24 protein-coding genes are annotated in these 26,948 nt (G+C 44.7%); 18 read left to right on the top strand and 6 right to left on the bottom strand.

Annotated elements, in window-relative coordinates; genetic code table 11:
- Nucleotides 1-36: 36 nt before the first annotated feature.
- Together AB4507_RS06630 and metG are read right to left on the bottom strand one after the other, a co-directional pair.
- Nucleotides 37-516 (bottom strand): DUF1456 family protein, encoded by a 480-nt coding sequence (locus AB4507_RS06630; RefSeq protein WP_010437231.1) that lies wholly within the window; start codon nucleotides 514-516, stop codon nucleotides 37-39.
- Nucleotides 517-737: 221 nt separating this feature from the next.
- The gene (gene metG / locus AB4507_RS06625; RefSeq protein ID WP_017062160.1) at nucleotides 738-2,798 is read right to left on the bottom strand and encodes a methionine--tRNA ligase; all 2,061 of its coding nucleotides are present in this window, start codon (nucleotides 2,796-2,798) and stop codon (nucleotides 738-740) included.
- A gap of 157 nt (nucleotides 2,799-2,955) precedes the next feature.
- Here metG and apbC point away from each other — a divergent pair, with 157 nt between their 5' ends.
- The 3 genes from apbC (at nucleotide 2,956) to AB4507_RS06610 (ending at nucleotide 7,177) form a co-directional block, all read left to right on the top strand.
- Nucleotides 2,956-4,032: an iron-sulfur cluster carrier protein ApbC gene (gene apbC, locus AB4507_RS06620; protein WP_372182435.1), complete on the top strand. Its 1,077-nt coding sequence runs from the start codon at nucleotides 2,956-2,958 to the stop codon at nucleotides 4,030-4,032.
- Between the two features lie 258 nt (nucleotides 4,033-4,290).
- Nucleotides 4,291-4,932, top strand: a complete 642-nt coding sequence (udk, locus tag AB4507_RS06615; RefSeq protein ID WP_004734002.1) for a uridine kinase — start codon at nucleotides 4,291-4,293, stop codon at nucleotides 4,930-4,932.
- Between the two features lie 106 nt (nucleotides 4,933-5,038).
- A complete protein-coding gene (locus tag AB4507_RS06610) occupies nucleotides 5,039-7,177 on the top strand; it encodes an AsmA family protein (protein ID WP_372182434.1) in 2,139 nt (712 codons plus the stop codon).
- A 223-nt stretch (nucleotides 7,178-7,400) separates the two neighbouring features.
- Here the strand turns inward: AB4507_RS06610 and cobO are convergent, their stop codons facing one another.
- Entirely contained in the window at nucleotides 7,401-8,006 is a 606-nt protein-coding gene (cobO, locus tag AB4507_RS06605; protein WP_017062158.1) for a cob(I)yrinic acid a,c-diamide adenosyltransferase, read from the bottom strand.
- A gap of 84 nt (nucleotides 8,007-8,090) precedes the next feature.
- On the opposite strand from cobO, the gene AB4507_RS06600 reads away from it, so the two are divergent.
- The gene (locus tag AB4507_RS06600) at nucleotides 8,091-8,540 is read left to right on the top strand and encodes a low molecular weight protein-tyrosine-phosphatase (RefSeq protein ID WP_017067202.1); all 450 of its coding nucleotides are present in this window, start codon (nucleotides 8,091-8,093) and stop codon (nucleotides 8,538-8,540) included.
- Between the two features lie 114 nt (nucleotides 8,541-8,654).
- Here AB4507_RS06600 and AB4507_RS06595 read toward each other — a convergent pair whose 3' ends face one another.
- Nucleotides 8,655-10,202: a SulP family inorganic anion transporter gene (locus AB4507_RS06595; protein WP_017063477.1), complete on the bottom strand. Its 1,548-nt coding sequence runs from the start codon at nucleotides 10,200-10,202 to the stop codon at nucleotides 8,655-8,657.
- 258 nt (nucleotides 10,203-10,460) lie between these two features.
- On the bottom strand, nucleotides 10,461-13,628 hold the full coding sequence (gene rne, locus AB4507_RS06590) for a ribonuclease E (RefSeq protein ID WP_371724735.1): 3,168 nt from the start codon (nucleotides 13,626-13,628) through the stop codon (nucleotides 10,461-10,463).
- Between the two features lie 618 nt (nucleotides 13,629-14,246).
- Between rne and rluC the strand changes: the two genes are divergently transcribed.
- Nucleotides 14,247-15,191, top strand: a complete 945-nt coding sequence (rluC, locus tag AB4507_RS06585; RefSeq protein ID WP_372182433.1) for a 23S rRNA pseudouridine(955/2504/2580) synthase RluC — start codon at nucleotides 14,247-14,249, stop codon at nucleotides 15,189-15,191.
- A 265-nt stretch (nucleotides 15,192-15,456) separates the two neighbouring features.
- Here rluC and AB4507_RS06580 read toward each other — a convergent pair whose 3' ends face one another.
- Entirely contained in the window at nucleotides 15,457-16,038 is a 582-nt protein-coding gene (locus AB4507_RS06580) for a nucleoside triphosphate pyrophosphatase (RefSeq protein ID WP_017067204.1), read from the bottom strand.
- 149 nt (nucleotides 16,039-16,187) lie between these two features.
- Here AB4507_RS06580 and yceD point away from each other — a divergent pair, with 149 nt between their 5' ends.
- The 13 genes from yceD to AB4507_RS06515 all read left to right on the top strand — a co-directional run bounded on the left by yceD (nucleotide 16,188) and on the right by AB4507_RS06515 (nucleotide 26,783).
- Nucleotides 16,188-16,715, top strand: coding sequence for a 23S rRNA accumulation protein YceD (gene yceD, locus AB4507_RS06575; RefSeq protein WP_372182432.1), 528 nt, complete (start codon nucleotides 16,188-16,190; stop codon nucleotides 16,713-16,715).
- Nucleotides 16,716-16,750: 35 nt separating this feature from the next.
- Nucleotides 16,751-16,921 carry a 50S ribosomal protein L32 gene (gene rpmF / locus AB4507_RS06570; protein ID WP_004737376.1) on the top strand — a complete coding sequence of 57 codons (171 nt, stop codon included), beginning with the start codon at nucleotides 16,751-16,753 and terminating at the stop codon, nucleotides 16,919-16,921.
- A 9-nt stretch (nucleotides 16,922-16,930) separates the two neighbouring features.
- Complete coding sequence (plsX, locus tag AB4507_RS06565) at nucleotides 16,931-17,956, top strand: phosphate acyltransferase PlsX (RefSeq protein ID WP_017062152.1); 1,026 nt, start codon at nucleotides 16,931-16,933, stop codon at nucleotides 17,954-17,956.
- Nucleotides 17,957-17,961: 5 nt separating this feature from the next.
- On the top strand, nucleotides 17,962-18,912 hold the full coding sequence (locus AB4507_RS06560) for a beta-ketoacyl-ACP synthase III (protein ID WP_017054985.1): 951 nt from the start codon (nucleotides 17,962-17,964) through the stop codon (nucleotides 18,910-18,912).
- An 80-nt stretch (nucleotides 18,913-18,992) separates the two neighbouring features.
- Nucleotides 18,993-19,916, top strand: a complete 924-nt coding sequence (gene fabD / locus AB4507_RS06555; RefSeq protein WP_372182430.1) for an ACP S-malonyltransferase — start codon at nucleotides 18,993-18,995, stop codon at nucleotides 19,914-19,916.
- A 25-nt stretch (nucleotides 19,917-19,941) separates the two neighbouring features.
- A complete protein-coding gene (gene fabG, locus AB4507_RS06550; RefSeq protein WP_029235138.1) occupies nucleotides 19,942-20,676 on the top strand; it encodes a 3-oxoacyl-ACP reductase FabG in 735 nt (244 codons plus the stop codon).
- Nucleotides 20,677-20,842: 166 nt separating this feature from the next.
- Nucleotides 20,843-21,076 carry an acyl carrier protein gene (gene acpP / locus AB4507_RS06545; RefSeq protein WP_004737381.1) on the top strand — a complete coding sequence of 78 codons (234 nt, stop codon included), beginning with the start codon at nucleotides 20,843-20,845 and terminating at the stop codon, nucleotides 21,074-21,076.
- Between the two features lie 93 nt (nucleotides 21,077-21,169).
- Complete coding sequence (gene fabF, locus AB4507_RS06540) at nucleotides 21,170-22,414, top strand: beta-ketoacyl-ACP synthase II (RefSeq protein WP_010437291.1); 1,245 nt, start codon at nucleotides 21,170-21,172, stop codon at nucleotides 22,412-22,414.
- A 104-nt stretch (nucleotides 22,415-22,518) separates the two neighbouring features.
- Nucleotides 22,519-23,397, top strand: a complete 879-nt coding sequence (pabC, locus tag AB4507_RS06535; protein ID WP_065583975.1) for an aminodeoxychorismate lyase — start codon at nucleotides 22,519-22,521, stop codon at nucleotides 23,395-23,397.
- Nucleotides 23,394-24,410 (top strand): endolytic transglycosylase MltG, encoded by a 1,017-nt coding sequence (gene mltG, locus AB4507_RS06530; RefSeq protein WP_372147745.1) that lies wholly within the window; start codon nucleotides 23,394-23,396, stop codon nucleotides 24,408-24,410. The genes pabC and mltG overlap by 4 nt, the downstream gene beginning before the upstream one ends.
- A gap of 10 nt (nucleotides 24,411-24,420) precedes the next feature.
- On the top strand, nucleotides 24,421-25,053 hold the full coding sequence (tmk, locus tag AB4507_RS06525) for a dTMP kinase (protein WP_017062148.1): 633 nt from the start codon (nucleotides 24,421-24,423) through the stop codon (nucleotides 25,051-25,053).
- 6 nt (nucleotides 25,054-25,059) lie between these two features.
- Complete coding sequence (locus tag AB4507_RS06520) at nucleotides 25,060-26,025, top strand: DNA polymerase III subunit delta' (protein ID WP_372182428.1); 966 nt, start codon at nucleotides 25,060-25,062, stop codon at nucleotides 26,023-26,025.
- A complete protein-coding gene (locus AB4507_RS06515; RefSeq protein WP_017067206.1) occupies nucleotides 26,016-26,783 on the top strand; it encodes a TatD family hydrolase in 768 nt (255 codons plus the stop codon). The genes AB4507_RS06520 and AB4507_RS06515 overlap by 10 nt, the downstream gene beginning before the upstream one ends.
- Nucleotides 26,784-26,948 lie beyond the last annotated feature (165 nt).

Raw genomic sequence — 26,948 nt, 5'->3', positions numbered from 1 at the left:
TGTGTAGCAACTTAAAATTTATCTAGGAGTAGTAACTTAACCCGCAAACTCTTCTGAGTCTGGACGGTTGGTAAATTGCACACCGTTTAGAAAATCGCAAAGTAGTTGGTCTTCACACACTTTGTAGTTTTTGTTTTCTGGCTTGCGGAAGTAAGCGCCGATTTCGTACTTGCTCAAGCTAATGCCAACCACTTCTAGTACGTCCAAAACATCTTCTGCTTTCATGTTTAATGCGATACGAAGCTTCATGAAGATCATGTTGTTCGTCAGTGCAACTTCAGGTTTAGGTTGCTCGCCTTCTTTTTTGCCACGCTTAAGGTTGATGAAACCATTTAGGAATACCGCCAACTCTTTATCTTTCATCTTAGAGCATGACTTGTCGTTGTCATCTTTTAGCCAGTTAATCACTTGGTCATGAGCAACAGTCACATCAGCTTGTTCGATAGCTTTGATGATTTGTGCATTTTTAAGGTTTAGTGCGTGTTGAATACGACGCAAGATTTCGTTGTTAGTCACTGGGGATTCCTAAAAAGGGTTTTAGAGTAAAGAGGTGTTGGTTTAGCCTATTTTTGTCGACGAACCAATTTCTACTCTACATAGCATAGTTGACGGCGACTCTAACAGAGAACGCTAATTTTCGGTAGATATAAAAAATCCCCAATGCTGATTAACTCTTTCAAGTCAAAAATGCATTAGGGATTTAGTGATGGGTGCTTGTTATCTGACTGGAGTCAGAATTACATTACACGCATACCAGGTTGAGCACCTTCGTGTGGCTCAAGGATCCATAGGTCGCTGCCGCCAGGGCCCGCTGCTAGGATCATGCCTTCAGACATACCAAACTTCATCTTACGAGGTTTTAGGTTTGCTACCATTACAGTTAGCTTGCCTTCTAGCTCTTCAGGTTTGTATGCTGATTTGATACCAGAGAATACTTGGCGAGTCTCACCACCGATGTCTAGTTGGAACTTCAGTAGTTTGTTCGCTTTTGGTACTTCTTCACAAGAGATGATACGAGCGATACGCATGTCTACTGCTGCAAAGGCATCGAACTCAATCTCGTCTGCGATTGGCTCTTTGTCTAGCTCAGTTTGGCTTGCTTGCTCTTTTTCAGCTTCTGCTTTTTCTTTCGCTGCTGCTTCAGCTGCTGCATCTTCTTTAGAAGACTCAACCATTGCTTCCACTTTCTTAGGGTCAATGCGGTTGAATAGCGCTTTGAACTTAGTGATCTCGTGATCAGTTAGCGGAGTAGCAATCGCTTCCCACGTTAGCTCTTCGTTTAGGAAAGCTTCAGTGCGAGCTGCAAGCTCTGGCATCACTGGTTTCAGGTAAGCCATCAGTACGCGGAATAGGTTAATACCTACAGAAGAAACTTGTTGAAGCTCAGCTTCTTTGCCTTCTTCTTTTGCAAGAACCCAAGGTGCTTTTTCGTCGATGTACTGGTTAGCTTTATCCGCTAGTGCAGTGATTTCTCGGATAGCACGGCTGAATTCACGAGTTTCGTATAGTTCACCGATACGCTCAGCAGCAGCAACGAATTCGTTGTATAGCTCAGGCTCTGCAAATTCAGCAGCTAGCTTGCCTTCAAAACGCTTAGTAATGAAGCCAGCGTTACGAGAAGCTAGGTTAACAATCTTGTTTACTACGTCAGCGTTTACACGTTGAGTGAAGTCTTCAAGGTTAAGATCTAAGTCATCGATGCGGCTGTTTAGTTTCGCAGCGTAGTAGTAACGTAGACACTCAGGGTCTAGGTGGTTTAGGTACGTGCTTGCTTTGATGAATGTGCCTTTCGACTTAGACATCTTCGCACCGTTCACTGTTACGTAGCCGTGTACGAATACGTTGTTTGGCTTACGGAAACCTGCGCCGTCTAGCATTGCTGGCCAGAATAGGCTGTGGAAGTAAACAATGTCTTTACCGATGAAGTGGTAAAGCTCAGTTGTGCTGTCTTTCTTCCAGTATTCATCGAAGTTTAGATCGTCACGTTTGTCACATAGGTTCTTGAAAGAAGCCATGTAGCCAACAGGTGCGTCTAGCCATACGTAGAAGAACTTGTCTTTTTCGCCTGGGATTTCAAAGCCGAAGTAAGGTGCATCACGTGAGATATCCCACTGTTGCAGACCAGACTCAAACCATTCCTGCATTTTGTTTGCAGTTTCATTCTGTAGAGAGCCAGAACGAGTCCACTCTTTAAGCATGCTTTCGAACTGAGGTAGGTCGAAGAAGAAGTGCTCAGAGTCTTTCATTACTGGAGTTGCGCCAGAAACCGCTGATTTAGGGTTAATTAGCTCAGTTGGGCTGTATGTCTCACCACAGTTATCACAGTTATCACCATACTGGTCTTCTGACTTACACTTAGGGCAAGTACCTTTTACGAAGCGGTCTGGTAGGAACATCTCTTTCTCAGGATCGAAAAGCTGAGAAATAGTGCGGCTAGAAATGAAGCCGTTCTTTTTAAGTTCTAAGTAGATGTGAGAAGCTAGTTCACGGTTCTCTTCGCTGTGTGTGCTGTGGTAGTTATCAAAGCTGATATCAAAGCCAGCGAAGTCTTTTTGGTGCTCTTCACTAACAGCAGCGATCATCTCTTCTGGCGTGATACCCATCTGTTGAGCTTTAAGCATAATTGGCGTGCCGTGAGCATCGTCAGCACAGATGAAATTTACAGTGTTGCCACGTAGACGCTGGTATCGAACCCAGATATCAGCTTGGATATGCTCAAGCATATGGCCAAGGTGAATAGAGCCGTTAGCGTACGGAAGCGCACAAGTTACCAAAAGTTGTCTTGGATCAGTTGCCATACTTAATAATTCGCTTTTTTGATAGGTATAAATTTGAGAGGTAATACTACTTTATAACGTGTGATACGCCAAGGTATCAGACTAAGGATTCCCCTAGTTTTTTAGGGGTTCAGTCTTCATCTCGTGGGTGATAGCATAAATAAAAAAAGGAGTCCCAATGCGTAACTTTACTTCTAAGCAAGATTTCTGTTCATGGTTGAATGAGTTCGAGTCACCAATCCTCATCCCAGAGTGGGCGCTACACCAAAATATTGTATCGGTTGATCCGCGTGGATCATTTGTTATCACCTTACCTTTTGCCGCTAATCAGCTTGCGGTTGAATTGGAACAGTGGATTCACTCTCAGATTGAACAACAGCTTGTTAGCGCTTTTCAGTTTGAAGTGAAGGTGAAGCCGTCTGCGTTAGAAACCACGGTTGCGACACCATTGAAGGGGGTGAAGAACATCATCGCCGTGACATCTGCAAAGGGTGGGGTGGGTAAATCGACCACTTCAGTCAACCTTGCTTTGGCTTTATCTAAGTCTGGTTCAAAAGTGGGTTTGTTGGATGCGGATATCTATGGTCCTTCTGTACCTATGATGCTTGGCCAATTAGATGCGAAACCAGAAGTCCAGAATAACAAGTGGATGATGCCAATCGAAGCGCACGGTATTTTCACTCACTCTATCGGTTATCTTGTGTCGAAAGATGACGCTGCGATTTGGCGCGGTCCAATGGCGGCCAAGGCTTTAGGTCAGCTTGTTAACGAAACCGTATGGCCAGAGTTGGATTATCTAGTTATTGATATGCCACCGGGCACGGGCGATATTCAGCTGACGTTATCGCAACAGATCCCAGTGACCGGGGCTGTAGTGGTGACCACTCCTCAAGATTTGGCGCTAGCGGATGCACGTAAAGGCGTAGCGATGTTTGATAAGGTGAGTGTGCCAGTCGCAGGCTTAGTTGAAAACATGAGCTATCATATTTGTAGTCACTGTGGTGAGAAAGAGCATATCTTTGGTGTTGGTGGTGCCGAAGCTATGTCAGAAGAGTTTTACCTCGATATTTTGGCACAGATCCCTCTTCATATTGATGTGCGAGAAGATATCGATGCAGGTTGCCCGACGGTGATTCGTCGTCCAGATAGTGAACATACACGTCACTACTTAGAGCTTGCAGAGAATGTGGCTGCGAAAATGTTCTGGACGGGAAAAGCAAGACCGGAAGCGATCAACTTTTCTATGGTTGATTAGAGTAGATCAGCCCTAAAGCAGTATAAATAATATTTGGGTGAGATAAATAGTTTTTGGATTTGGCTAAATAGTCATTGGATTTGTGCAAATAGTTGTACGCCAGTTATTCTAAAGCAAACGATTGCATTCATTAAATGCATTGATATCATCAATTTGACTGCAATTAGCTAAAATGGCGACTAGAATCTATGTGCTTTAGCCCCTATAATCAGGCGGTTTATCTCTTCCCACCACCAAACCATATCGGGTGCAAAATTAATGTCTGATAATAATCAATGTGTCATCGTAGGTATCGCTGGCGCTTCAGCTTCAGGAAAAAGTCTGATTGCTAGTACAATTTATAATGAGTTGCGCGAGAAAGTAGGCGACCATCAAATTGGTGTTATCACGGAAGATTGCTATTACAGCGACCAAAGCCACTTGAGTATGGAAGAGCGTGTTAAAACTAACTACGATCACCCAAATGCACTAGATCATGATCTTTTATGTGAACATCTACAGCAGCTAATGAGTGGCAACGCCGTAGAAGTTCCTGAATACAGCTACACAGAGCACACACGTACTTCTGAAACGACTACACTTACTCCAAAGAAAGTGATCATTTTAGAGGGTATTCTGCTTCTAACAGACCCGCGTCTTCGTAAACTAATGCACGCAAGTGTGTTTATGGATACACCATTAGACATCTGTCTATTACGCCGTGTTAAGCGTGATGTAGAAGAGCGTGGTCGTACAATGGACACTGTACTTAAGCAATACCAAGAAACAGTACGTCCAATGTTCATGCAGTTTATCGAGCCTTCAAAACAACATGCAGACATCATCGTTCCTCGTGGTGGTAAAAACCGTATTGCGATTGATGTGCTAAAAGCGCACATTGCGAAGTTGTTGAAGTCTTAATCGAATAAAATTTTGCCTAAGTGACTCACTTAGCTTTATTTTTTACCGAATCAGTGGCACTTTTATAGTGCCACTTTCTTTTGGAATCTAAGCAAGGAATATGCGGATGAAGAAACTACTCATTTTCATAGCTGTACCAGTGTTTGTTGTCGTTGCAGCAATTCTGGCACTAGTGCTGTTAGTGAATCCCAACCAATTTAAGCCATTAATTGTCGAACAAGCCCAAAAACACACAGGCCTAGAGCTAGTGATCGAGGGTGATATCAGCTGGCAATTCTTCCCATCCATTGGCTTTGAACTTGGTCAAACTGAATTACGCAACCCTGAAGGTTTTACGCAACCTAACCTATTTAAGGTTGATACCGTTGGCGTTGACGTTTCGGTTACTCCGCTATTTAGCAACCAACTAGAGATCGGCAACATTACTCTAGATGGTGCAGAATTCTATTTAGAAACGCTTAAAGATGGTCGCAAGAACATTGATGCACTAACGCAAGCGTCAGCGCCTCAAGAATCTGAGCCTGCAGCAGGCACAAGTTCTGAATCAGCGCCTGCCCCTCAAGAGCAAACTACCACAGACGCATCGGGTTGGACGATCAACCTTGCAGGCGTAACTGTATCAAACGCATTGTTTGAAATGGACGACAAGCAAGCGGGTTCATTCACTAAGCTATACGATGTGTCTTTGAATCTTTCTGAGTTTGCCGTTGATACATGGACAACCGCGACATTTGCGGCTTCTGGTGAGAACAATCAACAGAAGTTCTCTGCACAAGGCAGTGCAGAATTCAAATTAGCTGAAGGCTTTGCAAGTTACGCACTTCGTAATATCGACTTAAACGCTAAGTTCAATGATCCAGCGACGTCGATTGAGTCAGCAAAAATTGGCTTGAATACGTTTGAGTTCGATAAGGTAAGCCAACTGACTTACGCTGTAATCGGTAATGCAGCTGGCCTTGACCTTGATCTTAAAGGTGGCGGTGAACTTACTGTTGATAGCGCGATTTCAAAAGTAACGCTGAACAAGTTAACGTTAGACTCAACATTCAAAGGCGACACGCTTCCTCAGTCTCCAATGAAAGTCGACATGCTGTCTGACTTAAGCTTCGATCTTAACAAGAGCCACCTGAGCTTTGTGTTAGAGAAGCTACAAGCTAACGCTATTGCATTAGACGGTAAAGCAGACGTAATCCTATCTGAAATACCAAAGGTTCGTTTCTCTCTTCATAGCCCGAATATTGATTTAGATGAATTCTTAGGCTTAGGCAATACAACAGAAACAGCGAGCACAGCGCCTTCTGGTTCTGCTGGTGGTTCAACGTCAAGTTCTGGTAGTTCAGATCCAGCTAAAGAAGTGGAACCTGATCTGTCGGCTCTGAAAACGTTAGACGTGAAAGGTGACATCACGATTGATAAGTTCAAGGCGAACAACGCGAAGATGCAGAATGTTAAAACCGCATTTTCGGTTAACCGTGGTATCGCAGAGCTAACCTCATTCACCTCGAATCTTTACCAAGGTTCTATTTCTGCTACTGCAAAGTTAGACGCTCGTAAAACACCAGCGACTTACACGGCTAAGAAGAAAATCAAAGGCGTGAAAGTACAACCGTTACTGGTTGATGTTGCAGATAACGATATGCTGGAAGGTACCGGTAATATTGATGTCAACGTGAAAGGTAAGAGTCTAACTCCGACGGGTATCAAGAAAAACCTAGTCGGTACTATCGCGATTAACTTTGAAGATGGTGCAGTTAACGGCATCAACGTAGCTCAACTGATTCGAGAAAACTACGCTAAGATCAAGGGCGAGAAAGTTGAAAGCACAAATGAAGCTCAAAAAACGGACTTCAGTGCAATGAAAGCGACGCTGAAAGTGGATAAAGGTTGGGTTTCAACTAACGACTTATCAGCACAGTCGCCACTGTTACGTGTGACAGGTCAAGGTAAAGCAAACTTCATCAATGAAACGGTCGACTTCCTTGTGCGTACATCAATTGTGGGTTCACTTGAAGGTCAGGGCGGTAAGAGCATCGACGACCTGAAAGATGTGACTATCCCAATTAAGGTAACAGGTCAGTGGGCAGCCCCGAAATTTGCACTTGTTTTTGATGATGTATTGAAACAGAAAGCACAGAAAGAAATTGATCGTGGTTTAGAAAAGTTAGACGAAAAGTATGGTGACAAGATCAAAGATGAGAAAACAAGAGACGCAGTAAACGGTCTACTAAAAGGTTTGTTTAACTAGTCTTCATCTCATTTAAAAATGAACAAAGCGCCACTCCTGTTGTAGGAATGGCGCTTTTTATTTTTGGCTCGATAATACTCAAGAGAGATTCCCTATGACACTCGTCCCTCGCTCTAGGGAATGACGATAGGCCGTCGTCCTTTGTTCAAGAGCGTAACGGCCTAGTGGTCGTCATCCTCGAGAGGGAAGAATGACCGAGTCGGGGACCTCTGGTTGAAGGTGATTACCAGTCAACGCCTTGTAGCGCTTTAACACCAGATTCAAAAGCGTGTTTCACATTGCGAACTTCAGATACTGTATCTGCTATCTCAGTAAGAGTACGGTGCGCGCCACGACCTGTAATGATGACAGACTGCATCTTCGGGCGGTTATTCAACGCCTCAACCACTTCATCGAGTTCGATGTAACCGTAGCTAACCATGTAAGTCAGTTCATCAAACAGAATCACATCGATCGACTCATCAGCCAGCATGCGTTGGCACTCTTTCCATACACGCTGCGCAGCTTCAATATCTTGCGCTTTGTTCTGAGTTTCCCAAGTAAAGCCTGTGCCCATGACTTGGAACTCGACATCAAGCTTTTGCAGAACGTTTTTTTCGCCGTTATCCCAGGTACCTTTAACAAACTGAGCAACGGCGCATTTCTTACCATGACCAACTGCACGTGTAATCGTACCAAAACCGGATGTTGATTTACCTTTACCGTTCCCCGTGATGACCAGCAATAGGCCTTTTACTTCTTGTGCTGCAGCGACACGTGCATCGACTTGTTCTTTTACTTTCTGTTGTCTTGCTTTGTGGCGTTGTTCTTTGTTGTCTTCAGTCGACATAACAAATCCTTTTAAGTTGTGATTGCGTCTATCATAGCCTAACTTAACGATAGCAAAAACCATCGGAAGAACAGGTGATTAGGGATGAAAAAGATACTCGTAGTTTGTATGGGGAATATTTGCCGCTCGCCAACAGGTGAAGCGGTGCTAAGGAAGAAAGCGCAACAGCTGGATATTGATGTTGTGGTCGACTCTGCGGGGACGATTGGTTTTCATCAAGGCAACCCGCCAGACTCGCGATCCAAATCTGCAGGAGAGAAGCGAGGCTACAGCTTTAAGGGGATTACTTCTCGTAAAGTGGTAGATAATGACTTCGAAGAATTTGACCTGATACTCGCGGCCGATAGGGCGAATTTAGACGACTTAATGAGCCAATGCCCAGTTCACCTCCAATACAAGCTCGCATTATTTTTGAGCTTTGGAGAGTCACAATATCAAGAGATCCCCGATCCGTATTATGGTGAGGGAAATGGTTTTGAATTGGTGTTGGATTTAATCGAAGAGTCTAGCGAAGCGATACTGCGTTCGATGTAGTGTAGGAACAATGTACGTCGTTTTGTTATCAGCGTAAGGGCTGACCGATAGGTATAAAAAAGGCCGACATTGAATGTCGGCCTCTCTAAATCTAACTTAAAGCTACAGCTAAGATTACTTAGACATTACTTTGTAGATTGGGTCTTCTGCAACGTTCGCTTCAACTAAGCTACCTGCTTTGTGCAGCATAGCAACACAGTCTTGGCTTAGGTGGCGAAGGTGAAGTGTTTTACCTAGCGCCGCGTAACGGTCAGCAATCGTGTCGATCGCTTCAATTGCAGAGTGGTCAGTCACGCGTGAGTTTGCGAAATCAACGATTACATCTTGTGGATCGTTGTATGCGTCAAACAACTCTAGGAAGTTAGCCGTTGAACCAAAGAAGATTGGGCCGTTAACTTTGTACTCTTTTGAGCCTTCAGCGTTTACTGATGTATCTGCGTAGATGTGTTTAGCATGTTGCCAAGCAAACATTAGCGCAGAAGCGACAACACCAACACCTACTGCCACAGCAAGATCAGTCAGTACTGTTACTACGGTAACAAGAACGATAACGAAGAAGTCTTGTTTAGGAACGCGACGCGCAAGCTTGAAGGTTGCCCATTCAAATGTGCCGATAACAACCATGAACATTACGCCCACAAGTGCTGCTAGAGGAATCATTTCAATCAGTGCAGAACCGAACAGGATGAACATCAGTAGTGCAACTGCGGCGACGATACCTGAAAGACGACCACGACCACCTGAGTTTACGTTGATCATCGATTGACCGATCATCGCACAACCACCCATCGCACCGAATACAGAACACGTTACGTTAGCCATACCTTGACCAACACATTCACGGTTAGATTGACCACGAGTGTTTGTCATTTCATCTAGTACTGTCAGTGTCAGTAGAGACTCGATCAGGCCGATAGCCGCAAGGATAATTGCGTACGGTAGGATGATCTGTAGTGTCTCAAAAGAAAACGGAACAGCAGGAATAGAGAACGTTGGTAGAGAACCCGCTAGCGTTGCAGCTTCGTCACCAGACATTGTACGTAGGAAGTCGACAACAGTGCGAGTTTCAAGGTCAAGACCGACAACCAAAGCCGTTACTGTAACAATAGCAACCAGTGAAGATGGTACCGCTGTTGTTAGCTTAGGTAGGAAGTGGATGATAGCCATTGTAAGGGCTACTAAACCCAGCATGAGTGTCATTTGACCGCTTGGTAGCCAAGTTAATGCACCTGTTACGTCTGGCGCTTTAAACTGACCAAGCTGAGCTAGGAAGATAACAATGGCCAAACCGTTCACGAAACCAATCATTACTGGGTGTGGAACGATACGGATAAATTTACCTAGTTTAAATACACCTGCTGCAATTTGCAGAAGGCCAGCCAGCATAACGGCTGCGAATAGGTATTGAACACCATGGGTTGCCACTAGGCTCACCATTACAACGGCCATTGCGCCGGTTGCGCCAGAAATCATACCTGGACGGCCGCCAAAGACAGAAGTGATTAAACCTACGATGAATGCTGCATAAAGACCAACCATTGGGTCAACGCCAGCAACAAAGGCGAATGCTACAGCTTCAGGTACCAGAGCCAGGGCTACTGTAAGACCTGAAAGCACGTCATTCTTTACAGAGTGCTTTGAAAATTGTGGGAATTCGAACATGTTTGCTCAGCTATGCTTAAGATGGATTTACCGACACGGGTGTATTGCGTAGCCAAACAGTGATGGAAAAGAGCGGCAATAGCGAAGTGTCGAAAAGATAAGTGCGCGAATGCTACCCAAAAATGTGATTAAGTTCAAGGTTGAACCTAACTTTGAGTAATATATCTGTTAATTTTTATTCGATTAGTAGATATGAAAAAGGCTGCTTTAATAAGCAGCCTTTGATTCTATTTACTCGCGATTACCTATCAGTAATCACTAGTAGTTTGGCTTAGTCATCGCCGCGCCAGCTTTGTTCGACGCTGCCTGACTGCCTGCACCTTTCGATACAAAACGTTCAGTGCGGAACGGAGCTGCAATCACTTCAATCTCTTTGATCTCTTGAGGACCAGGAGCTTTAGTCATTGGTGAACCGGCTTGCTTCTTAGCAACAGCTGCCTTTGGTGCCGCTTTAGGAGCTTCTGCTTTAACAACAGGTGCTTCTTCAACTTTTGCACTTTCAGCTTTAGGCGCTTCAGCTTCAACAACTGGTGTTGCTTCTGCTTGCACAGCTTCTGCTACAACAGGCGCTTCAACTTTCGTCGCTTCTGCAATCACTGGAGCTTCAACTTTCGCGGTTTCAACAACCACTGGTGCTTCTTCAACGACTGCAGGAGCTTCAACTACAGCAGGAGTCTCAGCTACTTGAGCTTCAACAGCAGCATCTTCACGACGGATGATAACTTTACCCATTGCAAGCTCTGGACATGCGAAGCCGCCAGTCATTGCTACGTTGCTTTGTGGTGCCGTCTCTAGAGCAACATTCTGCTCTTGAACAGATGTTTGAGCTTCAGCTGCTACTTGAACTTCAGCCACTTCAGGCTTTGCCTGCTTGTGGTGAGGTTTTGGAATGAAGCGAGGCATCACTTTACCCATAGCCATCTCTGGAGAAGCTACACCACCTTTACGTAGGCGGAATGGGTTAGGGCGACGATCACGACCGCGACGACGACGTTGACCACTTGCACGTAGGTGACGTGGAGAACGACGGTTACGACGTTGTTTCGGCTCTTCCTGTTCAGTTTGCTCTGCATTCGCTTGAGTTGCTTCTACTTGTTCCGCAACTTTTTGCTCTTGAGCTACTGACTGTTCTTTTGAAACAGATAGTTCTTTAGCAGCAACCTGCTCTTTTGAAGCGTTATCTTCAGCTTGAGCTTGTTGGTCTTTAACACGAACTTGCTTGTTCAGTTTACGACGCTGACGACGCTCTTTAATCTTAGCTGCTTTCGCTTCAGGTTTAGCCTTAGGCGCTTCCGGTTTACCAGCTTGTGCTTCTGCTGCTAGCTGTAGACCTTCTTCTGCTAATTTAGATGGTGCTTGCTCTTCGCGTTGCTTCTGCTCATCACGTGGCTTGTTGCGACGGTCTTGCTTAGGCTTGCGAGGCTGACGAGTTTGCTGTGGAGCTGCTTCTTTTTGCTCTTCAGGCTTCTCATCACGAGCTGGCTTACGGCGGCGTTTGTTGTCACGGTTTTCGTTACGATTGTCACCACGTTCACCACGGTCGTTACGCTGTTCGCCACGCTCACCACGTTGGTTACGACGACGGTTATCGTTACGATCACGGCGTTGACGGTTGCCGTTGTTACGATTGTTTTTAGGTTTTTCTTCTTCTTTCTTCTCTTCTTCTTTTTTCTCTTCTTGAGTTGAAGAGCCAAATAAGAAGCTACCGATAGCTTTGAAGAAACGACCAATTAGGCCTGGTTCTTGAGTCGCTGCTGGTTCAGCTTTCTTCTCTTCTACAGCTTTAGGTGCTGGAGCAGGAGTTGGTGCTGATTGAGCAGGAGCTGCGAAGCCTTTCAGAGCAGGTTCTTCGATCTTCTTAGGACGAATAGTCTGTTCAGCAGGCTCTTTGCTTTCCGCTTCTTTTAGAGCTTCTAGCTTGTTAGGCAGCAAGTAAGATAGTAGATCGAACTCTTCACCTTCACGAACACGGATAACCTCAAAATGCGGCGTTTCCATGTCTGAGTTAGGAACAACAGTGATCTTAACTTCTTGGTTCTTCTCGATGTGGTTTACTGAGCGACGTTTTTCGTTCAGAAGGTAAGAAGCGATTGGAACAGGCACAACAGCAAGTACTTGTGCTGTGTTGTCTTTTAGAGCTTCTTCTTCAATCAAACGTAGAACAGAAAGTGCTAGAGATTCGTTATCACGAACAACACCAGTACCTGTACAACGAGGACAAATGTGGTGGCTTGCTTCTGCTAGTGATGGGCTCAAACGTTGACGAGACATCTCTAGAAGACCAAAGCGAGAAATACGACCAATCTGAACACGTGCGCGATCTAAACGAACGGCATCACGTAGACGGCTTTCTACTTCGCGTTGGTGGCGAACCGGGGTCATATCGATAAAGTCGATTACAACAAGACCACCTAGGTCACGTAGACGTAATTGACGTGCAATTTCATCGGCAGCTTCTAGGTTAGTGTTAAGTGCTGTTTCTTCAATATCGCCGCCCTTTGTTGCACGAGCAGAGTTGATATCGATAGAAGTCAGTGCTTCTGTTGGGTCGATTACGATAGAACCACCAGATGGAAGACGAACTTCACGTTGGAAAGCAGATTCGATCTGGCTTTCAATCTGGTAATGGCTGAATAGTGGTACTTCACCATCGTATTTCTTAACGCGATTCATGAAATCTGGGCGTATTAATTGAATGTGCGCTTGTGCACGTTCAAAAATAGTATTGCTGTCGATTAGAATCTCGCCAATATCACGACGTAGATAGTCACGAATTGCGCGAACAATAACGTTACTCTCTTGGTGAATTAGGAAAGGAGCTGCATTTGAATCAGAAGCTTGCTTGATAGCGCCCCAATGGTTCAATAGAACATTCAGGTCCCACTCTAGCTCTTCTGCGCTTTTGCCAACACCCGCTGTACGCACGATTAAGCCCATACCTTGAGGAAGCTCAAGAGTGCTTAATGCTGCTTTCAGTTGAGTGCGTTCATCACCTTCGATACGACGAGAAATACCGCCAGCACGAGGGTTATTAGGCATAAGAACTAAGTAACTACCAGCCAAAGAGATGAAAGTTGTCAGTGCAGCACCTTTGCTACCACGTTCTTCTTTCTCTACTTGTACGATTACTTCTTGGCCTTCTTTTAGCACTTCTTTAATGCTAGGACGGCCTTGGTATGTATAACCTTCAGGGAAGTATTCGCGGGCAATTTCTTTAAGAGGGAGGAAACCGTGACGTTCTGCGCCGTAATCAACGAATGCCGCTTCTAGGCTTGGTTCAATACGGGTAATACGTCCTTTGTAGATATTCGCTTTCTTTGACTCGTGACCTGGACTTTCGATATCTAGATCGAACAGTCGTTGGCCATCAACCAAAGCGACACGCAACTCTTCTTTTTGAGTTGCGTTAATTAACATTCTTTTCATTTAGAAATTCTCATTGTCTTTTCTTATTTTCATCATTGTTCTTATCGCTTTATTTCGTTTCTCATGGTGCCAGATCCCATGGCTTTATCGGTGCAGCCTCCCGGCTGGAGAGGGATGCTCTGGGGCACGTCAGTCATCATAGGGAGTTAGCCTATGATCCGCGATGTGGCGGTGAATACTCAACATGAGTGTACGTGAGTAGAGCGATAAGGAACTCAGTTGACCGTGTCTTACGCCGATTGCAGCACTGTCTAATCTGAGTTATCTACTCATTTACTTGCTTATGAATGGTTAACTGTTTAAATAATAGTCAAACCACTGATAGCAGCTGTGAACTATAGCAGCGGTCGGTAAACACAGCAATCTGCTTTGTCGGAATGCTGTAAAAAAAACAGTTTTTGTTTGGGTTTTGATAGCTCTAACTCACTGTCTATAAATAATTTATCAATTGATATTTTAATTTGCAGGAATCTTGATGCTTTTTTGTTCGAAGAATCAAAGAAATATAGAACTTCAATGACCATTTTGGGATAGATCGGTAAGGATTAGGGATAAATAAGTTCGGAATAGGGCTAAGAAAATATCAATTATCAAAAGTGACAGTGATACAATAGCGCAATGAGCGAAATTAGAACCCAAGTCCAATTCGTCGACATTGACGAAGATATGGCTGGTCAGCGTATTGATAACTTCTTACGCAACCAATTAAAAAACATCCCGAAAAGCATGATTTACCGAATCGTGCGTAAAGGCGAAGTCCGCGTAAATAAAAAACGCATTAAGGCTGAGTACAAACTAAAAGCTGGCGATTTAGTTCGTATCCCTCCGGTTACTATTGAAGAGAAAACAGAAGAGAACGTGCCGAGCACGAAACTCAACAAGGTTTCAGAATTAGAACAGTGCATCATTTATGAAGATGATCACATGCTAATTCTTAACAAACCGTCTGGCACTGCTGTTCATGGTGGTAGCGGATTAAAATTTGGCGCGATTGAAGCATTACGTGCTCTTCGCCCTGATGCTCGTTTTCTTGAATTAGTGCACCGTATCGATAGAGATACGTCTGGCATTTTGCTTGTTGCTAAGAAGCGCTCGGCGCTAAGACACCTTCAAGCACAGTTCCGTGAAAAAACGGTTCAAAAATACTACTTCGCTTTAGTTATGGGCGAATGGAAGAACAGCTGCAAAGTCGTCAACGCACCTTTGTTGAAAAATGAAGTGAACAGCATTGTTCGAGTTAACCCGAATGGTAAAGCTTCTGAAACCCGTTTTAAGGTTTTAGAAAAATTCCAAGAGGCGACGTTGATTCAAGCAAGCCCAATTACAGGCCGAACACACCAAATTCGTGTGCACGCTCAGTATACTGGTCACCCAATTGCTTGGGATGATCGCTACGGTGATCGTCGTTTTGATGCTTACACGGGTAAGGTTGGTCTTGATCGTCTGTTCCTACATGCAGCAAACATCAAGTTCACACACCCAGGTAGTGAAGAGAAGATGGATATCTCGGCGCCAATGGAAAGAAGGCTAGATAAAGCCCTAACTGGTTTACGTAAGCTTTAAGAAGATACGAGATACGAAGGTATAGAGTGCCTCTAAATTTGTTCTTCAGTATCCATAAATGAGAAAGGTTGACGAATATCGTCAACCTTTTTTGTTTTCATCTGTTGTAGAAGATCCCCAAGTCGCTCGTTCCTCGCTCTTGAGGATGACGACTTTTTAAAATACGCTCTATATCATTAGTTGGTTAGATAAAATTGCGTGTTCCGCCATTCCCTAGACTGACGAAGGAAGGAGTAGGGAATCTCTAACAAAGAGAGCGTATCCGTTATAGTACCCCCATTCCTTGCGCTTCTAACATATCGACTAGATCGATCAGCGGTAAGCCGATCAAAGTATTTGGGTCTTTCCCTTCCATCTGTTTAAACAACGCGATGCCTAACCCTTCACACATAAAGCTACCTGCGCAGTAATAAGGCTGCTCTTTTTCAACATAACTAATGATCTGTTGCTTAGTTAAATCGCGGAAATGCACTACAAAGGTGTCGAGACGTGTGTCAGCTTCATTGGTTTCGTTGTTCCAAACCGAAAGCCCAGTATAAAAAGTAATGCTCTTGCCGCTTTGACGAGATAACTGCTCGATCGCTTTTTCTCGAGTGTGAGGCTTACCAATGATCTCTCCATCAATTACGCAAACCTGATCAGAACCAATGACTAAGCTAGGTTGCTCCACAACACAAGACTTAGCTTTGGTCTCAGCAAGGCGCATCACCAGCTGTTGAGGCGTCTCTTCAGGAAGCGGCGTTTCATCGCAGTCTGGCTTGGCTGTAATGAAGCTTAACTGTAGTTTTTTGAGGATCTCTTGCCTAAATGGTGATGTAGAGGCTAAAACTAGTTGGTAATTTCTCATTTTAATTTACAATTCAAGGAAGCATTTATCTCAGGATAACGTAACTTGTCCTGCTATTCATAATGCTCTGAATAGGAAAGGCAGGAAAGTACATTTTTTTTGCCATTTCCTTTGACTAAACACGATTTGGAAGATAAGATTCGCGCCCTATGCAAAAGGAAAAAATACCGCGTACAGTTGATCCGGCAAGAACGGCTCAAAAACGACTCGATATGGATGGTATCATCCAGGTCAGTCTTTTGAAGCGTTTAACTGAAGCAACTGAAGGCGTAAAACGTGACGCGCAAGTCTCAATGTCATTTGGGCTTGATGAACAACGATTAGTCGTTATCTCTGGTAAAGCTAACGTCGAAGTCGATTTAGAGTGTCAACGTTGTAATGAGGTTTTCGCACATGAGTGCGATGTCCAATTTACTTATACTCCTATTTACAGTGAGAAAAGTGAAGAGGAAGCACCGGAAGAGTACGATTTGGTAGATCTGAACGAGTACGGTGAGTTAGACCTGATTCAATTAGTTGAAGACGAGTTCATCCTTGGATTGCCACAAATAGCAATGCACGACGATGCGAAATGTAGCGTTAACTCAAATAACTTGGTGTTTGGTGAACTTCCTGAAGAAATTGAGGAAGACAAAAAGCCGAATCCATTTGATGTTTTAAAAAGCTTAAAGAAGTAATTGCTTCTTTAAGAATTTACATAGGAGTAGGGTCAATGGCCGTACAAAAGAGCAAGAAATCACGTTCAATGCGTGGCATGCGTCGTTCACACGATGCGCTAACTACAGCTGCACTTTCTGTAGACGCAACTTCAGGTGAAACTCACCTACGTCACAACGTGACTGCCGAAGGTTTCTACCGTGGCAAAAAGGTTATCAACAAGTAAGGTTGACCTTTGCAAAATCTAACCGTTGCGCTTGATGCAATGGGCGGGGACTTCGGTCCTCGTGTAACAGTGCCTGCCGCCGTGCAGGCACTGTCGTATTTCCCAGAGCTAAAAGTCATTCTAATAGGTGATCGAAACGCGATCACATCTCAATTATCTTCATTAGGTCGAATGCCTGATTCTCGTTTGAGTATCCAGCATTGTGATCGAGTCATTTCCAATTCTGAAAAACCTTCACTAGCCTTACGTAATAGTCAGGGTAGCTCTATGCGTGCCGCTATCGATCTGGTTGCCGAATCACAGGCTGATGCTTGTGTGAGCGGTGGTAACACTGGCGCACTGATGGCTTTATCCCGTTTCAGACTCAAGCTTCTTCCCGGTATTGATAGGCCTGCATTGGTTTCAGCTTTGCCTACTGCATCCGGAAATCGCACATGGATGCTTGATTTAGGGGCGAACGTTTCTAGTGACGCAGATTCACTGTTTCAGTTTGCTGTCATGGGCAGTGCATTAGCAGAACAACATTTAGGTCGCGCACCACGTGTCGCTATCTTGAATATCGGTGCAGAAGAAATTAAAGGCAATGACCTTGTAAAACGATGCGCTGAAATGTTGTCTAATACTCAGTCTGTGAACTTCATAGGCTATATTGAAGGTAATCAATTACTTCAAGATGCTGCTGATGTCGTCGTATGTGATGGTTTTGTGGGCAATGTCTGCTTAAAAACGTGCGAAGGTACGGCTCAGCTCTTTATTGATAAGCTAAAAACGCGCATGATGGCTTCAACAATAAAGGGTTGGATAGCCAGAATGCTGTTTTCTGAGCTATTTACTGAATTAAAAACCTTGAACCCCGACCAGTATAACGGCGCAAGTTTGTTAGGATTGCGCGGCATTGTCATTAAAAGTCATGGAAGTGCTGATGTGTCTGCAGTCGTCAACGCGATTGGTGAAGCAGTACACGAGGTCAAACGACAAGTCCCCAGCCGCATTAGCGATCGTTTGGAAGCGGTTTTACTCGAGAGGCATTATTAGTCTTCATGTATAGCAAAATTTTAGGTACTGGCAGCTACTTGCCATCTCAGGTGCGTACTAACGCAGACTTAGAGAAAATGGTAGAGACTAGCGATGAGTGGATCGTTGCTAGAACGGGTATTAAAGAGCGTCGTATTTCAGCGGAAAACGAAACCGTTGCTGATATGGCGTTTTACGCTGCTGAAAATGCCATTGAAATGGCAGGTATCGACAAAGAAGAGATTGATTTAATCATCGTTGCGACAACCAGCAGTAGCCACACATTCCCGTCTTCGGCATGTCAGGTACAAGGCAAGCTTGGTATCAAAGGCTGCCCTGCGTTTGATTTGGCTGCAGCGTGTTCTGGTTTTGTCTACGCACTGTCTGTTGCTGATCAACACATCAAGACTGGCATGTGTAAGAACGTTTTGGTAATTGGTGCTGATGCACTGTCAAAAACCTGTGATCCGACTGACCGCTCTACTATCATCCTATTTGGTGATGCAGCAGGCGCGGTGGTTGTAGGCGCAAGCGAAGAGCCAGGTATTTTGTCTACTCATATTTACTCTGATGGTAAATACGGTGAGCTTCTAAGCCTAGAAGTACCAGAGCGCGGCGGTGATGCAGACAAATGGCTGCACATGGCGGGCAACGAAGTATTTAAAGTGGCGGTAACTCAGCTTTCTAAGCTAGTTAAAGACACCTTAGCGGCGAACAATATGGATAAGTCAGAGCTTGATTGGTTAGTTCCACACCAAGCGAACTACCGTATTATCTCGGCAACCGCTAAAAAGCTGACGATGTCGCTTGATCAAGTAGTGATTACTCTTGATAAGCACGGCAACACGTCAGCAGCTACCGTACCAACGGCCCTAGATGAGGCTGTTCGCGACGGGCGAATTAAACGTGGTCAAACGCTTCTACTTGAAGCATTTGGCGGCGGCTTCACTTGGGGTTCTGCGTTAGTTAAATTCTAACCCTAAGCGATAATCAACAAACAAGGCACATAACTTATGTGCCTTATTCAATTTTTTGCTTTGCTTAAAGGAAAATTACAATGAGCAAATTTGCTATCGTATTCCCAGGCCAAGGCTCTCAAGCTATCGGTATGCTTGCTGACCTAGGCGAACAGTATGATGTTGTTAAAAAGACATTTGCTGAAGCTTCAGAAGCACTTGGTTACGATCTATGGGCATTGGTTCAAGATGGTCCTGTAGAAAATCTAAATGAAACTTTTCGCACTCAACCGGCTCTATTAACAGCGTCTGTTGCAATTTGGCGTGTATGGCAAGAGCTTGGCCTAGAGCAACCTGTAAATCTAGCAGGTCACAGCCTAGGTGAATATTCTGCACTTGTATGTGCCGGCGTTATCGACTTTAAAGAAGCGATCAAGCTGGTTGAACTACGTGGTCAACTGATGCAAGAAGCGGTTCCTTCAGGTGTTGGTGCAATGTACGCAATCATCGGTCTAGACGATGAAGCGATTGCTAAAGCGTGTGAAGAAGCTGCGCAAGACGAAGTTGTGTCTCCAGTTAACTTTAACTCTCCTGGCCAAGTTGTTATCGCGGGTAACAAAGCGGCAGTAGAGCGTGCTGGTGCACTTTGTAAAGAAGCGGGCGCTAAGCGTGCACTTCCGCTACCTGTTTCTGTGCCGTCTCACTGTGCACTGATGAAGCCAGCAGCAGACAAGCTAGCGGTGGCTCTAGAAGCTCTAGAGTTCAACACGCCAGCATTGCCTGTTATCAATAACGTTGATGTTATCGCTGAAACAGATCCTGCAAAAATTAAAGACGCACTTGTTCGTCAGCTGTACAGCCCAGTTCGTTGGACTGAAGGCGTACAAGCGATGAATGAGCAAGGCGTTGAGAAGCTACTTGAATTAGGCCCTGGTAAAGTTCTTACTGGTCTAACAAAACGAATCGTAAAAACTATGACAGCTGCTGCAGTTAATGACACTGCATCACTAGAAGCTGCTAAGTAAATAACCACTTAATAGAGAAGTTATGATGAATTTAGAAGGCAAAGTTGCACTAGTTACAGGCGCAAGCCGTGGCATCGGTCGTGCAATCGCTGAACTTTTAGTTGAGCGTGGTGCTAAAGTTATCGGTACTGCGACATCTGAAGGCGGCGCAGCTGCAATCAGCGAGTACCTTGGTGAGAACGGTAAAGGTCTTGCTCTTAATGTAACGGATACTGACTCAATTGCTGCTACACTGAAAACCATCAACGATGAATTCGGTGCGATTGACATTCTAGTTAACAACGCAGGTATCACTCGTGATAACCTACTGATGCGTATGAAAGACGACGAATGGAATGACATCATCGATACTAACCTAACGCCTATCTTCCGCATGTCTAAAGCTGTATTGCGTGGCATGATGAAGAAACGTCAAGGCCGTATCGTAAACGTTGGTTCTGTAGTAGGTACTATGGGTAACGCTGGTCAAGCTAACTACGCAGCTGCAAAAGCAGGCGTAATTGGTTTTACTAAATCAATGGCTCGTGAAGTTGCGTCTCGTGGCGTTACAGTGAACACTGTAGCTCCTGGTTTCATCGAAACTGACATGACTAAAGCGCTAAATGATGACCAACGTGCAGCAACTTTGGCGAATGTACCAGCAGGTCGACTAGGTGACCCTCGCGAAATCGCTGAAGCTGTGGTATTTTTGGCGTCACCTGCGGCAGCTTATATCACAGGTGAAACACTTCACGTCAATGGCGGTATGTACATGGTGTAAATTATGTGCAACATTTGTGCATGATTTAAGTCAAGATCATACGTAATTTCGGTTAAAATCGTGAAAATTGTGGTTTGACCAGAAAAGTTGACCTTGCAACTTTCAATAGATTGAATAAACTACGGAAAACATCGCATAAAGCGAACTCTGTAAAGGAAAAGAAAAAATGAGCAACCTCGAAGAACGCGTAAAGAAAATCATTGTTGAACAGCTAGGTGTAGACGAAGCTGAAGTTAAAAACGAAGCTTCTTTCGTTGATGACCTAGGTGCAGATTCTCTAGACACAGTAGAGCTAGTAATGGCTCTAGAAGAAGAATTCGACACTGAAATCCCAGATGAAGAAGCTGAGAAAATTACTACTGTTCAAGCAGCTATCGATTACGTAACTAGCGCTCAGTAATAATCTCTCCCAGGCGGTCACCTCGACCGCCTGTGTTTTATCTAACTCATCTATCCTCATCTTAAATCACCTCAATCCCCGGAGTGTAAAATCGTGTCCAAGCGTCGTGTAGTTGTCACTGGCATGGGTATGTTGTCACCGGTAGGCAACACTGTAGAATCTTCTTGGAAAGCCCTGCTAGCTGGTCAAAGTGGTATCGTTAATATCGATCATTTTGATGCAACCAATTTCTCAACTCGTTTTGCAGGTCTAGTTAAAGACTTTAACTGCGAAGAGTATATGACTAAAAAAGATGCTCGTAAGATGGACTTGTTCATCCAGTACGGCGTCGCAGCAGGTATTCAAGCTTTAGATGATTCAGCCCTAACTATTACTGAAGAAAACGCTCCACGTGTGGGTGTTGCTATCGGTTCTGGTATTGGTGGTCTTGGTTTGATCGAAGCCGGTCACCAAGCTCTAACTGAAAAAGGCCCTCGTAAGATCAGCCCGTTCTTCGTACCGTCGACGATCGTGAATATGATTGCTGGTCACATGTCTATCATGCGTGGCCTACGCGGTCCAAACATCGCGATTTCTACTGCATGTACGACTGGCCTACATAACATTGGTCACGCGGCTCGTATGATTGCATACGGCGATGCAGACGCAATGCTAGCGGGTGGTGCTGAAAAAGCATCAACTCCACTAGGTATGGGCGGTTTTGGTGCGGCTAAAGCACTTTCTACTCGTAACGATGAGCCTCAAAAAGCTTCTCGTCCATGGGACAAAGGCCGTGATGGCTTCGTTCTTGGCGACGGTGCAGGCATGATGGTTCTTGAAGAGTACGAACATGCGAAAGCTCGTGGCGCTAAGATTTACTGTGAGCTAGTTGGCTTCGGTATGTCGGGTGACGCTTACCACATGACATCTCCAAGTGAAGATGGCTCAGGTGGCGCACTAGCAATGGAAGCGGCTATGCGTGATGCTGGCATTACTGGTGAACAAATCGGTTATGTAAACGCACACGGTACTTCGACTCCTGCAGGTGACGTAGCGGAAGTTAAGGGCATCAAGCGTGCTCTTGGCGAAGCAGGCAGCAAGCAAGTATTGGTTTCTTCTACGAAATCAATGACAGGCCACCTTCTAGGTGCTGCTGGTTCTGCTGAAGCTATCATCACGGCTATGTCTCTGGTTGACCAAATTGTTCCACCAACAATCAACCTAGATGATCCTGAAGAAGGCTTAGATATTGACTTAGTACCTCACACTGCGCGTGAAGTTAGCAACATGGAATATGCTGCATGTAACTCATTCGGTTTCGGTGGTACAAACGGCTGTTTGATCTTCAAAAAGATTTAATCATCTTATTAAAGACGTAAACACTCGTAGATAGTCACAATTAGACTTGTTTTTAAACGGCTTGATGCTTTAGCATTGAGCCGTTTCTTTTTATGGGGAAAAACATGTTTTGGGTTGATGGAGAAAGCCAGCAAACTATCGATATTTTGGATCGCTCGTTTCAGTACGGAGACGGCTGTTTTACGACAATGCTCGTGAGTGATGGTGAGATACAACATCTTCACGATCATCAGCACCGTGTCGACGAGTGCCTTAAAGCACTACGCATTTCTGCTCTTGATTGGGATGTTGTTAGTCTTTGGCTCGATACTGCGCTTCAACACATCCAACATAACGCTCTTCATGGCACAAAGAGCCTTGATGGTTCAAAGAAGCTCCATAACGCCAACAAGCCTCATAATCAAAAAGCAGGGATCAAGCTGCACGTTAGTCGTGGAGCGGGTGGGCGTGGCTACAGTACCAAGAATATCGCCAAGCCGACAATCACCATCAGTACCTTTGATTACCCAAGCCATTATTCAGCGTGGCAAGACTCCGGTGTTGAACTCGGTATCTGCCATCAAGCGCTAGGTTTGAGCCCACTACTGGCTGGCCATAAGCACAATAATCGCCTGGAGCAGATTTTGATGAAAGATGAAATGGATCAAGCTAATGAAGTGGATGGTGTGGTTCTTGATATATCGGGCAATGTGATTGAAACCACCATGGCCAATCTGTTCTGGCGCAAAGGTCAGTCGATATACACACCTCAACTCACTCAAAGTGGTGTCGCGGGGGTTATGCGTAAGCAAGTGTTAACCGCGCTGAATCAGGCTGAACTTTCCGTTACAATTAGTGACTACTGCTTATCTCAACTCATGCAAGCTGATGAGGTTTTCATGACAAACTCCATTTTAGGGGTTGCCCCAGTTACCCGTATTAGTGATACCCAATTTAACATTGGAACCGTTACTCGTAGCCTTCAAGGACAACTAAACTCGTGATCAAAAAGTTATTTATTTTTATTATCTTGTGCTTAATTGCAGCCGGTGCTGCTGGTTTTTATGTTTACAACCAAGCGCAAGATAACCTGAAACAAGTTATTCAATTAGAAAAACCACAAGTCGTGACTGTTGCTTCAGGTAGCAGCTTTAACCGCGTTCTAGCCCAGTTGATTAACGAGGGGCTGTTTGAGGCTTCTCCTTACGAGAAATTAATCCGTAAGTTACATCCTGAGCTTGTAGACGTAAAAGCGGGTACTTTCCTGCTTGAACCGGGTTTAACCTTAGAGCAAGCGCTACAGGTGCTTGTAGAAGGGAAAGAACACCAGTTTACTATTACCTTTGTTGAAGGCAGTCGTTTTGACGAATGGCTTGTTCAGCTAAAAGACAACGAATTCATTCAACAGACATTGGATGGCGTTTCTGAAAAAGAGATCGCTGAAAAGTTGGGTATTGAAAACGAAAAGCTAGAAGGTCTCTTCTTAGCAGAAACGTATCACTACACCTACGGCACCACTGATTTAGATTTGTTGAAGCGCGCGCATCGAGACCTAATGAGCGTGGTGAATGAAGAGTGGGAAAATCGAGCGGATAAGCTGCCTCTTAAATCGCCATACGAAGCGTTAATTCTTGCATCTATCATTGAGAAAGAGACCGCTGTTGCGTCTGAACGTGAGCGTGTTTCTTCTGTGTTTGTTAACCGTCTAAACAAGCGTATGCGTTTGCAAACTGACCCAACGGTTATCTATGGCATGGGTGACAGCTACGATGGCAACATCCGTAAGAAAGACTTACGCACGCCAACGCCTTACAACACCTATACAATGAGTGGCTTGCCACCGACACCTATCGCTATGGCAGGCAAAGCGTCTATCAACGCGGCGTTGAATCCAGAGAAGAGCAACTACTTGTATTTCGTTGCGAGTGGAACAGGTGGGCACGTATTTTCAAAGAGTTTGCCTGAGCATAACCGTGCAGTGCGAGCTTACTTAAAGCAATTAAGAAAAAACAGATAAAGAAATAATTATGAATCAGTCGAAATTTATCGTGGTTGAAGGCCTTGAAGGCGCTGGCAAAAGCACAGCAATCAATGCCATCGTTGAGACATTAAAAGCATCGGGTGTTGAAGATATTGTTAATACTCGCGAGCCGGGTGGTACTGTCTTAGCTGAAAAGATGCGTTCATTGGTTAAAGAAGAGCACGAAGGCGAGAAGCTTCAAGACATGACTGAATTGCTGTTGATGTATGCAGCACGTGTTCAATTAGTCGAGAACGTCATCAAGCCGGCACTCGCCAATGGTCAATGGGTATTGGGTGATCGTCATGATATGTCTTCACAGGCATACCAAGGTGGTGGTCGCCAGATCGCGCGCACGACTATGGAATCACTGAAAGCAACCACGCTAGGCGGCTTTAAACCCGATCTAACGCTATATTTGGACCTAGACCCTAGAGTAGGGCTAGAGCGTGCTAGAGGCCGTGGTGAGCTTGATAGAATTGAAAAGATGGACATCTCATTTTTCGACCGCACGCGTGAGCGCTATCTAGAAATTGCAGAACAAGATGATTCTGTACTTGTGATTAACGCGCAGCAAGAAATTGAGCAAGTAGCCGCTGATATTAAAGTCGCGCTAACTGCTTGGCTCGACAAACAGTAGGTAGTCATGGCTGAAGTGTATTCTTGGCTCACACCGGTATGGAGTGAGTGGAAAAAAAGTCTCGATGCGGAGCGTTTTCCTAACTCTGTGATTGTTAATGCACCGGAAGGGCTCGGCGTTGATGCTTTGATTAGCCAACTTACCGACGCATTGATGTGCACGAACTATGAAAGCGAGTCGTGCGGGTTTTGCCACAGCTGTGAGTTAATGAAGTCGGGCAGTCATCCTGATTTTCATGTGATCTCACCCGAGAAAGAAGGTAAGTCGATCACGGTTGATCAAGTGCGTGCCAGTAACCGCTGGGCTCAAGAGTCTTCTCAGTTAGGTGGTTTGCGCGTTATTTTGCTTAACCCTGCTGAAGCAATGAACGAATCGGCTTCCAACGCACTATTGAAAACTCTGGAAGAGCCATCAAGCAAGTGCATCTTCATTCTGTCTACTCGTAACAGTAATCGCTTAATGCCGACTATTATTAGCCGTTGTCAGCAATTCAATGTGGTTAGTCCGCAGTTAGAGACAGCATCAGCGTGGTTAGATGGTGAAGTGGGCAAAGCGGTACCGCAGTATATTTTAGCACTCAATGACAACGCGCCTTTAAAAGCAAAAGCGATGTTTGAGCAAGGTGGCGTTGAAGCTTCAACAAAAGCGCTCGATGGCTTTGTGAATGTGATAAAAGGCACTCAACCTGACATGCTAAAGTTCTCTACAGAGCTTAGCAAAGACCCTTTGATTCAACTTGGCTGGCTTTGGCATCTATTGTCAGATGTACAGAAGCTGCATTTTGGTTTGGCGAATCAGGATTTCACTCCGAGTGCGAAAGCACTGTGTGAGGCGATGTCTTATCAAAGTGCTTATGCAGCATCGAATAAACTGCTGACATTGATTGAGCAGTTAAAGCAACACCCTGGGCTCAATACGGAGCTACTCATAATGAATTGGCTGATAGCCACTTGCGAGGAAACATGTTCGTAGATTCCCACTGTCATTTAGACAAACTGGATTACCAAGATTTACACACCAGCGTAGAAGATGTGGTTAACAAGGCGAAGGCTGCTAATGTAGACCAATTGCTTTCTGTCGGTGTGACACTCGATTCGTTTGAAAATATGCTCGAGATGATCTCGCCGTTTGATAACGTTAAAGCCTCTTGTGGCGTTCACCCTCTCGATGTTGAAAGTGATTTCAGCCTAGAGACAATGCGTGAATACGCGAGCAACCCTAAGGTTGTGGCGATTGGAGAGACAGGTTTAGATTATCACTACCAACCAGAGACGGCGGAGCTGCAACAGCTACGATTTAAGCAGCATGTTGAGTTGGCTGTTGAGCTGAATAAACCTTTGATCATTCACACTCGTAACGCACGTGAAGACACATTAGCTATTTTACGTGATGGCGGAGCTGAGAAGTGTGGCGGTGTGATTCACTGCTTTACCGAAGATCAAGCGTTCGCTGAAGCAGCAATGGAACTAGGTTTCTATATCTCAATTTCAGGTATTGTGACCTTTAAGCAGGCTACAGAACTTAAAGAAGTTGTTAAGAACCTACCGCTAGACAGGTTGCTGATCGAGACAGATTCTCCATATTTGGCGCCCATTCCATATCGTGGGAAGCAGAATCAGCCTGCATATGTCGTCGAAGTGGCGGCCTACATTGGGCAATTAAAAGGTGTGTCGATGAAAGAGGTTGCCGAACAAACGACCAAAAATTACCAAAAACTTTTTTTGCGATAAAAATCTAAGTAAACAAATAAAAGGGAGCGAAAGCTCCCTTTTTGTGTTTTTGATCACTAAAAATACGTTTTTTTTTAATGTTTACGAATTATGTTGAACTTGAGAGCGCTAATTATAACATTTGTAATTTTGTTACTAAAAATAACATTCGCTCCTATTTTATTT

The sequence above is a fragment of the Vibrio sp. 10N.222.54.A3 genome (assembly GCF_041474095.1).
In the GTDB taxonomy this organism is placed as follows: domain Bacteria; phylum Pseudomonadota; class Gammaproteobacteria; order Enterobacterales; family Vibrionaceae; genus Vibrio; species Vibrio crassostreae_C.
This window is presented reverse-complemented; position numbering and strand designations above follow the sequence as displayed.

Coding starts and splice junctions, on each gene's coding strand:
- metG (WP_017062160.1), bottom strand. CDS start 2,798: ATGGCAACTGATCCAAGACAACTTTTGGTAACTTGTGCGCTTCCGTAC.
- apbC (WP_372182435.1), top strand. CDS start 2,956: ATGCGTAACTTTACTTCTAAGCAAGATTTCTGTTCATGGTTGAATGAG.
- udk (WP_004734002.1), top strand. CDS start 4,291: ATGTCTGATAATAATCAATGTGTCATCGTAGGTATCGCTGGCGCTTCA.
- AB4507_RS06610 (WP_372182434.1), top strand. CDS start 5,039: ATGAAGAAACTACTCATTTTCATAGCTGTACCAGTGTTTGTTGTCGTT.
- cobO (WP_017062158.1), bottom strand. CDS start 8,006: ATGTCGACTGAAGACAACAAAGAACAACGCCACAAAGCAAGACAACAG.
- AB4507_RS06600 (WP_017067202.1), top strand. CDS start 8,091: ATGAAAAAGATACTCGTAGTTTGTATGGGGAATATTTGCCGCTCGCCA.
- AB4507_RS06595 (WP_017063477.1), bottom strand. CDS start 10,202: ATGTTCGAATTCCCACAATTTTCAAAGCACTCTGTAAAGAATGACGTG.
- rne (WP_371724735.1), bottom strand. CDS start 13,628: ATGAAAAGAATGTTAATTAACGCAACTCAAAAAGAAGAGTTGCGTGTC.
- rluC (WP_372182433.1), top strand. CDS start 14,247: ATGAGCGAAATTAGAACCCAAGTCCAATTCGTCGACATTGACGAAGAT.
- AB4507_RS06580 (WP_017067204.1), bottom strand. CDS start 16,038: ATGAGAAATTACCAACTAGTTTTAGCCTCTACATCACCATTTAGGCAA.
- yceD (WP_372182432.1), top strand. CDS start 16,188: ATGCAAAAGGAAAAAATACCGCGTACAGTTGATCCGGCAAGAACGGCT.
- rpmF (WP_004737376.1), top strand. CDS start 16,751: ATGGCCGTACAAAAGAGCAAGAAATCACGTTCAATGCGTGGCATGCGT.
- AB4507_RS06560 (WP_017054985.1), top strand. CDS start 17,962: ATGTATAGCAAAATTTTAGGTACTGGCAGCTACTTGCCATCTCAGGTG.
- fabD (WP_372182430.1), top strand. CDS start 18,993: ATGAGCAAATTTGCTATCGTATTCCCAGGCCAAGGCTCTCAAGCTATC.
- fabG (WP_029235138.1), top strand. CDS start 19,942: ATGAATTTAGAAGGCAAAGTTGCACTAGTTACAGGCGCAAGCCGTGGC.
- acpP (WP_004737381.1), top strand. CDS start 20,843: ATGAGCAACCTCGAAGAACGCGTAAAGAAAATCATTGTTGAACAGCTA.
- pabC (WP_065583975.1), top strand. CDS start 22,519: ATGTTTTGGGTTGATGGAGAAAGCCAGCAAACTATCGATATTTTGGAT.
- tmk (WP_017062148.1), top strand. CDS start 24,421: ATGAATCAGTCGAAATTTATCGTGGTTGAAGGCCTTGAAGGCGCTGGC.
- AB4507_RS06520 (WP_372182428.1), top strand. CDS start 25,060: ATGGCTGAAGTGTATTCTTGGCTCACACCGGTATGGAGTGAGTGGAAA.
- AB4507_RS06515 (WP_017067206.1), top strand. CDS start 26,016: ATGTTCGTAGATTCCCACTGTCATTTAGACAAACTGGATTACCAAGAT.